Annotated in this window: 10 protein-coding genes; 8 read left to right on the top strand and 2 right to left on the bottom strand. The window is 60.2% G+C overall.

Annotation, left to right across the window (positions count from 1 at the left end; genetic code table 11):
• The 4 genes from QZ511_RS15780 to QZ511_RS15765 form a co-directional block, all read left to right on the top strand.
• On the top strand, positions 1-363 hold a 363-nt coding region (locus tag QZ511_RS15780; RefSeq protein ID WP_295803851.1), incomplete at its 5' end, for an ABC transporter permease subunit.
• Positions 364-537: 174 nt separating this feature from the next.
• On the top strand, positions 538-1,278 hold the full coding sequence (gene pstB, locus QZ511_RS15775; RefSeq protein ID WP_295803852.1) for a phosphate ABC transporter ATP-binding protein PstB: 741 nt from the start codon (positions 538-540) through the stop codon (positions 1,276-1,278).
• Between the two features lie 25 nt (positions 1,279-1,303).
• Positions 1,304-1,999: a phosphate signaling complex protein PhoU gene (gene phoU / locus QZ511_RS15770; protein ID WP_295803849.1), complete on the top strand. Its 696-nt coding sequence runs from the start codon at positions 1,304-1,306 to the stop codon at positions 1,997-1,999.
• Between the two features lie 367 nt (positions 2,000-2,366).
• Entirely contained in the window at positions 2,367-3,167 is an 801-nt protein-coding gene (locus QZ511_RS15765) for a putative porin (RefSeq protein ID WP_295803847.1), read from the top strand.
• 78 nt (positions 3,168-3,245) lie between these two features.
• Here QZ511_RS15765 and QZ511_RS15760 read toward each other — a convergent pair whose 3' ends face one another.
• Positions 3,246-4,538, bottom strand: a complete 1,293-nt coding sequence (locus QZ511_RS15760) for a M48 family metalloprotease (RefSeq protein ID WP_295803846.1) — start codon at positions 4,536-4,538, stop codon at positions 3,246-3,248.
• A gap of 107 nt (positions 4,539-4,645) precedes the next feature.
• On the opposite strand from QZ511_RS15760, the gene QZ511_RS15755 reads away from it, so the two are divergent.
• The 4 genes from QZ511_RS15755 (at position 4,646) to QZ511_RS15740 (ending at position 7,152) form a co-directional block, all read left to right on the top strand.
• The gene (locus tag QZ511_RS15755; RefSeq protein WP_295803843.1) at positions 4,646-5,137 is read left to right on the top strand and encodes a DUF4265 domain-containing protein; all 492 of its coding nucleotides are present in this window, start codon (positions 4,646-4,648) and stop codon (positions 5,135-5,137) included.
• 177 nt (positions 5,138-5,314) lie between these two features.
• On the top strand, positions 5,315-6,094 hold the full coding sequence (yaaA, locus tag QZ511_RS15750) for a peroxide stress protein YaaA (protein WP_295803840.1): 780 nt from the start codon (positions 5,315-5,317) through the stop codon (positions 6,092-6,094).
• A gap of 39 nt (positions 6,095-6,133) precedes the next feature.
• The gene (locus tag QZ511_RS15745; RefSeq protein WP_295803838.1) at positions 6,134-6,736 is read left to right on the top strand and encodes a DUF938 domain-containing protein; all 603 of its coding nucleotides are present in this window, start codon (positions 6,134-6,136) and stop codon (positions 6,734-6,736) included.
• Between the two features lie 56 nt (positions 6,737-6,792).
• A complete protein-coding gene (locus QZ511_RS15740; RefSeq protein ID WP_295803836.1) occupies positions 6,793-7,152 on the top strand; it encodes a hypothetical protein in 360 nt (119 codons plus the stop codon).
• A gap of 53 nt (positions 7,153-7,205) precedes the next feature.
• On the opposite strand, the gene phoR is transcribed toward QZ511_RS15740, so the two are convergent.
• A partial coding sequence (gene phoR / locus QZ511_RS15735; protein ID WP_295803835.1) for a phosphate regulon sensor histidine kinase PhoR occupies positions 7,206-8,026 on the bottom strand: 821 nt, incomplete at its 5' end.

The following is an 8,026-nucleotide window of genomic DNA, read 5'->3' as shown; positions in this document are numbered from 1 at the left end:
CCGCCGTCGATCCGCGAGGCGGCCATGGGCATGGGCGCCTCGCGCATGCAGGTGGTGCTGCACCATGTGCTGCCGCTGGCGATGCCGGGCATGCTCACCGGCGCGATTATCGGTATGGCCCAGGCCCTGGGTGAGACGGCGCCGCTGCTGATGATCGGTATGGTGGCGTTTATCGTCGACGTGCCCCACGGGGTTACCGACCCGTCCACCGTATTGCCGGTACAGATTTTCCTGTGGGCGGACAGCCCGGAGCGCGCCTTCGTGGAGCGCACCTCCGCCGCGATTATGGTGCTGCTGGCCGTACTGATCACCATGAACACCTGCGCAGTGTGGCTGCGCAAGAAACTCGAGCGCCGCTGGTAAATGCCGCGCAATGCTAAGATAGCGAACAGAGAGTTAGCCATGACTACCATGACCCTGAATGTGGGCCCGGCAGTAGCCGCCGGAACCGAGACCGCGGAGCAAGAATCTGTGAAGACCAATGCGGAAATCGTGAAGACCGTGGGCCAGCCGTTCAGCGACGACGCCAAGCTGAAAATGCGCAACGTCAACGTGTTCTACGGCGAGGCCCAGGCAATTCACAATGTGAGCCTGGATATCGGCCGCAACGAGGTGGTGGCGATGATCGGCCCTTCCGGCTGTGGTAAATCCACCTTCCTGCGTTGCCTGAACCGTATGAACGACACCATCGAGGGCTGTCGCGTCGAGGGCGAGCTGACCCTGGACGACGAGCCGATCTACGGCCCCAAGGTGGACGTGGTGCCGCTGCGCGCGCGTGTGGGCATGGTGTTCCAGAAGCCGAATCCCTTCCCCAAGTCGATTTACGACAACGTCGCCTACGGCCCCAAGATTCACGGCATCGCCAGCCGCCGCGCGGAACTGGATGAAATCGTCGAGAACAGCCTGCGCCGCGCCGGCCTGTGGAATGAAGTGAAGGATCGCCTGGACAAGCCGGGTACCGGCCTCTCCGGTGGTCAGCAGCAGCGCCTGTGTATTGCCCGCGCCATCGCTGTCAGCCCGGAAGTGATCCTGATGGACGAGCCCTGTTCGGCCCTGGACCCGATTGCCACCGCGCGCATCGAGGAGCTGATCGACGAGCTGCGCGAAAACTACACCATCGCCATCGTTACCCACTCCATGCAGCAGGCGGCGCGGGTGAGCCAGCGCACCGCCTACTTCCATCTCGGCAAGCTGGTGGAAGTCAACGATACCGAGACCGTGTTCACCAATCCGGAACACGAACTCACAGAAGCCTACATTACCGGCCGTTTCGGCTAAGGTTGGGGGGAGCCCACACAAAGTTATGGAAATGCATTTCGATCAACACATCTCCCGCCAGTTCAACGAGGATCTTGAGAGTCTCAAGACCGAGATGCTGGAAATGGGCGGCAAGGTCACCCGCCAGGTTGCCGACGCGGTAGATGCGCTCGCCAGCGCAGACAGCGAACTGGCAGAAAAAGTTTTGCGCGTGGAAGAGGAAATCGACCGCGCGGAAATGGAGCTGGACGAACACGCAACGCTGATTATCGCCAAGCGCCAGCCGGCGGCGTCGGACCTGCGCATGGTGATGTCCGTGATCCGCATCGCCCGCGACCTGGAACGGGTCGGCGACGAGGCCAGCAAGGTGGCGAAGATGGCCATCGCGCTCACTGACGAGGGCACGGCGCCGCGTGGTTACACCGAGATCCGCCATATCGCCAACGCGGTGCGCAAGATGCTTAACGATGCCCTCGATGCCTATACCCGCTTCGATGTGAAATCGGCCATGGAAACCCTGGCCGAAGACGAGCAGGTGGATATGGATTACCGCAGCGCGGTACGCGAGATGATCACCTACATGATGGAAGACCCGCGCAGCATTTCCCGGGTGATGAATGTGCTGTGGACCTTGCGCTCACTGGAGCGTATCGGCGACCACGCCAAGAATATCTGCGAGCAGGTGGTCTACCTGGTGAAAGGCGCCGATATTCGTCACGGCAACGAGCAGAACCTGCGCTAGCATTTCGGTTGGTGGCAAAAACCACCGGAAAATTTTTTACAAAAGGCCGCAATTGCGGCCTTTTTTATTTTCATTATGCGGATTGATTCACGATTAATTTTCCCCGTCGTTTGAATTTCTTTTCCTGAATTACCCGTTCAGGAACAGTTCAGCCTGCAAGCATCAGACTGCGCAAAACCTGTAGTGAAACTACGGTTTTTACTTTGCAATTGGGACGCCAGTCACAACTGGAAGTTTCGATTGCACCGTCTTTTTCCTCTGCTACAATCCGCGCCGAATTTGCTCCCGGGCAGATCAAAGGGTACGGATAGGTACGCAAGTACAGATTTATCTACGTACAGATGTAATTTAAACAGGGAATACTTCTATGAAGTTCAAGTTTGCAGCACTTCCGCTGATGCTGGTTTCCGCCGTTGCTTCCGCAGACCAGTACAACTCTTTTACCGATGCCGACTATATTGCCGCCGATTACGGTAATGTCGACGTCGACACTCTGAGTGTGAACTCTCGCTATTATTTTGGCGCGCTGAATACGCTCGGTCCGCGCAAAGAATTCAACTACATCCTTCCGGTAAGCAATGTTTACGGTGGTTTTGACTACGTTGACGCAGAGGGATCCGATGAAGATTTCCTGACCCTGGGCGGTGAGTATTACACCGGTCAGTGGAAAGTATTCGGTGAGCTCGCCGACAGCGATTTTGCAACCGATTACCGCGCCGGTGTGGGCTTCCTGTTTACCCCGAATTTCCTTGCGGAAGTTGAAGCGGTAAAACTGGAAGACGAAAACACCGACCTGTTCCTGCGCGGCAAGTACAACCACCAGCTGTCCGGCACCGACTACATCGGCTTTACCGCCGAGGTTGATGACGATTTCGATCGCCGCAGCGTTTCTTCCAAGTATTTCACCGCGCTTTCCGGCGGTCAGTACCTGACTGCCGAATTGTCTCTCGCCGACAGCGACGACTCCGATCTGTTCTGGGGCGGTGAGGTGGAATTCTACTTCAACCAGGACACCTCCATCGGTGCCGGCTATTCGGAAGACGAAAGCTACCAGTTTAATGCCACCCACTTCTTCAACCGCAATGTTGCGGGCAAGGTGGCCTACGGCTCCAATGCCGACTTTGACGATCTGGATGTATTCAGCCTGGGCGTGACCGTCCAGCTGTAATTTCAGCGATCAAAGTTAAAAATAAAAAAGCGGGCGAATTTCTTCGCCCGCTTTTTTTTTATGCATCAAGTTTTCTTGTTAGCCGTTGCTGCCCAGGGCCTGTACCCGAGCCTGCGCCTTGGTACCGATATCGCCGCCGGCCTTGGCCGCAATCTGGTACTGGCTCAACGCGTTCGTGGTTTTGCCCTGCCCTTCATACACCTGGCCCAGGTAGTAGTGCGCGTGGGCGGTATCCAGATAGCGGGTGGAACGGTTCAGGTCGCGTTCTGCAGCGGTATAGTTTTTCAGCTGTGCGTTCAGCATGCCGCGCATCAGCCAGTTGGAAAACAGTGTGGGATTTTTCTGCACCGCGGTTTCGTATGATTGCAGCGCCGCCTGGTACTGCTTTTTCTGCGCCAGCAGATCCCCCTCCAGCGCGTAGAACGCCGCTTCTTTGGGTTGCTGTTGCTGGGCCTGGCGTGTGAGTGACAGTGCGCGGTCGTACTGCTTGTCTTTTACCGCCGCCACCGCGTCGTCGTAACTCTTGTAGGCATCGGCATCGCGCTTCAGCTGGGCAATGGCGCGCTGGTACTGGGTGCGGTTGGTAACCCCCGAGCCCAGTTGTCTGGCGTGTTCGATATTCGCATCCACCCGCGCCTGCGACGGCGGGTGGCTGGCAAACAGGGCCTCGAGACCGCCCGCCTGCTTGCCCTTGGAGAGTTCTACAAATTTCTGCTGCAGGCGCACCGCGCCCTGGGGGGCGTAACCGGCCGCGGCCATGTACTTCATGCCGTACTGGTCGGACTCCAGTTCGTTGTCGCGACCGTACTTGGCGATATACGCGGAGCCGCCCAGCTGGCTGCCGAGGGAGATCAGGTCGCCGTAGCCGGTGTTCTGGGTGGTGGCACCGAGAATGGCGATGCCCGCGCCAAGGATCTGCTGCTGCGACATGGCGGCGGCGGAGTGGCGCGCGGCGGCGTGCACGATTTCATGGCCCAGTACTGCCGCCAGCTCGGACTCGTCCTCCAGCAGGACCAGCAGGCCGCGGTTCACCGCAATCTTGCCGCCGGGCAGCGCCCAGGCGTTGGGAGTGGAGTTGTTCAGCACCACAAACTCGTAGGGCAGCTGCGGCTGGTCGGACACCCTCGCCAGCTTCTGGCCGACACCGCTCACATAGCTTTGCAGTGCCGGGTCGACCTGGTATTCACCGCCCTGCTGCTGTTGCGCCTTGGGGTATTGCTCTGTGCCCAGGGCCAGCTCCTGGCTCTGGGACATCAGCGACAGCTCCTTCTTGCCGGTGACCGGGTTGACCGCGCAGCCGGCGATGGCTGCGGTCACGGAAGCTGCCAGCACAGAGCTGAGCAGCTGATTTGAGATTGAACGCGGAAACATGTATCCCCTCCCTGTATAATCTTGTGTTCGATACAGACTCCCGAACCCCTGCAGGGGTTCCGGAGTCATAGTTGGCAATATTGTACACAGTCCCCGGGAGCGAGGTTATGACGTCCGCACTGCAGATTATCGAACTGTTTGCCGGTACCAATCCGGATGGCGAGCCGGTGGTGGAGCGCATGCAGGTGCGGGTAAACGAGGACGACAGTGTACAGCTGGTGCGCTCTCCCGCGTTTATCAAGGGCATTGCCAGCGGCGATACCATCAAGGTCAACCGCGAAGACCCGGAAAAACCCAGCTTCGAGCTGGTCAAGCGCTCCGGCAACCTGGCGGTGCGGGTGTTCTGTCGCGGCGACAGCACCAAGCTGTCAGACCAGCTGACCCCGCAGCTGGAAAAGCTCGGCGGTGAGCTGGACATGGAGAGCCCGCGCCTGCTGGTGTACAGCATCCATGTAAGCTGCGGCTTTGCCGAGATCGAGAAAATTCTCAACAGCGTTTGCGACGGCGCCAACAGCGTCTGGTACTACGGCAATGTCTACGATCCGGTGGATGGGCAGACACCGCTCAACTGGTGGCAGGACATCCTGAAACCGGAATAAGACTACTGCGCGAGCGCCTGGCGGCGTCCGGCGGTGCTGGTGCGCCAGCCCGGTCACAATCCTCACGTACTTTAAGTACGCTCCGGTTGTTGCGCTCCGGCGGCCACCACCAGCCACTCGCTCGCTACGCTTTCTTCAGCCCTGCAAAGCAAAACAAGATTTATTAGAGTGAGCTGTATGCTGATAGTCATCTCCCCCGCAAAAACCCTCGACTACGAGAGCGAGATTCCCCGGCTGGAAACCACCCAGCCGGATTTCCTCAAGGAATCCGCGGCGCTGATCAAGGAGTTGAAGGCCCTGGGCCCGCAAGATATTTCCAGTCTGATGAAGATCTCCGACAAGCTCGGGGTGCTTAACTACGACCGTTTCCACAGCTGGAAGCGCCCGTTCACCGACAACAATGCCCGCCCGGCGCTACTGGCCTTCAAGGGTGATGTGTACACCGGGCTCGCGGCAGAAACCATGCACAAGCGCGACTTCGCCTTTGCCCAGAAGCACCTGCGTATGCTCTCCGGACTGTATGGCCTGCTGCGCCCGCTGGACCTGATGCAGCCCTACCGGCTGGAAATGGGCACCAGGTTCGCCAACGCCCGTGGCAAGAACCTGTACGAGTTCTGGGATGGCAAGATCACTGCGGCCCTGAATGACCAGCTGCAGGCGCTCAAGAGCAAGGAGCTGGTAAACCTGGCATCCAACGAGTACTTCAAGTCGGTGCAGCCGAAAAACCTGGAGGCGGAAATCATCACCCCGCACTTCAAGGACTGGAAAAACGGCCAGTACAAGATGATCAGCTTCTTCGCCAAAAAGGCGCGCGGCATGATGAGCCGCTGGGCTATCGACAACCGGGTCAAACAGGCCGAGCAGCTGAAAGCATTCGATGTGGCCGGCTACTACTACAGTGCCGAGCACTCCAAGGGCAACGACTGGGTTTTCCTGCGCGATGAGCAGCCCGCCTGAGACCGACTGACTGGACCTCAAAGGAACCCCGACGGAATCATGACCGAACCCAAGTTACCCGATGCCCCTTCCACCGCGCGCAACCGCGAGCCCATATTGCGGGAGCTGCAGCGGCTGCTGAAACACAGCCGCCGGGTGCTGGAGGTCGGCAGTGGTACCGGCCAGCACGCGGTGTACTTTGCCCCGAAACTGCCACACCTCAGCTGGCAGACCTCGGAGCGCGCGCAGAATATCGAAGAGGTGCGGGCCTGGCTCGCACACCACCCGGCAGACAACCTGGCAGCACCGCTGGAACTGGACGTTACCGGTCAATGGCCGGAACTCGCGGTGGATACCGTGTTCACCTCCAATACCCTGCACATCATGCCCGCCGCGGCGGTGGAGATCTTTTTCCGCAAGCTGCCACAGGTATTGCAGCCCGCTGGCCAGCTGATCGTCTATGGCCCGGTGAAAATAAACGGCGAGTATATCGGCCCCGGCAACGCGGGATTCGACGAGTGGCTCAAGGAGCAGGACCCGTTGCGGGGCATTCGCGACCTGGAATGGCTGGACACCCTGGCCGCCGACGCGGGTCTGACCCGCACGGAAAACAACTTCCTGCCTGCAAACAACCAGCTGCTGGTCTGGCACAAAGCCGGCTGACAGCGACAACCGGGCTTTGCCAGCGGGCGAAGCCGAACAGTGAAGAGGAGCGCACTATGCCCCCATGGTTTGAAATCACCATTTCCATCCTCGCCGCCGTGGCGGCGGTATTTTTCTTTGCCAAATACCGCGAGACCGCGGCGGCGCTGGAGGAGTCCGAGCGCATCAAGCACAAGCTGTCCAAGGATCTGGACCGCTATCGCGATATGCCGCAGCTGCGCGCCCTGCGCGACGGCCTTACCGGTGAGCGCAACCTGCCGGTGGACGACGAGGGGTACGAGCACCTGCTGATCCGCAATGCCCAGCGCAAGCCGGTGCACATCAAGCTGAAAAAGCGTGTCGCGGCGGTTGCCGACGGCGAAAGCGTGCAGTTCCAGGCCGGCGGCGAAGCCCGCACGTTACAGGAGCTGGATTGATCACAGCGGGCGCCGGCCGGCGCCCGTAAAGCCAGCACCCTTGCCGGGAACTGCTAGGCGGAGCTGGCTGTGGTGAGTTTCTGTGGAGGGAAGTTCAGGGTAAAGGTACTGCCGCGTCCCGGCACACTGGTCACGCTCATATTGGCACTGTGCCGCAGCAGCACGTGCTTGACGATCGCCAGGCCCAGGCCGGTACCGCCGCTCTCCCGCGAGCGCCCGGCGTCCACCCGGTAAAAGCGCTCGGTGAGCCGCGGGATATGCAAGGGGTCGATACCGATACCACTGTCCTTCACCGCGAAATGGCCGCCGCGCTCGTCCTGGTTCCAGCGCAGCTCGATGGGCCCGCCATCCGGGCTGTACTTCACCGCATTGAACGCCAGATTGGCGAAAGCACTGTGCAGTTCCCCGGCGTCACCGGTGATGATGCAGTCTTCCGCACACTCCACGGTGATCTCATGGCGCTCACCACTGAGCGAACGCGCTTCGCCGGCCACCCGCTCCATCAGCTCGCGCACCGAAACCCGGTCGCGCCCGCTGTCGCGCTCGGAAGTCTCCAGGCGTGCCAGCAGCAACAGATCGTTCACCAGGCTGGTCATGCGCGTGGTCTGGTCGCTCATCTGCGCCAGCGGCCGCTCCCAGTTCTTCGGCGCCTGGCCACTGCCGGCCAGGGTTTCCAGGTAACCGGCGATCACCGTCAGCGGCGTGCGCAGCTCGTGGGACACATTGGCGACGAAGTCGCGCCGCATCTGCTCCAGGTTATGCAGCCGGGTGATATCGCGCACGATCACCAGCGCCTCGTCCTGGCCGAAGCGTGTCACCTCCATCTGCAGAATGCGGGAATCGTCACCCGGTGCCGGCAGCGTGATCGGCTCGC

It is taken from the genome of uncultured Microbulbifer sp., from assembly GCF_913055755.1.
Classification (GTDB): Bacteria; Pseudomonadota; Gammaproteobacteria; order Pseudomonadales; family Cellvibrionaceae; genus Microbulbifer.
Note: the sequence above shows the minus strand (reverse complement) of the source record. Positions and strands in the feature narration are given on the sequence as shown.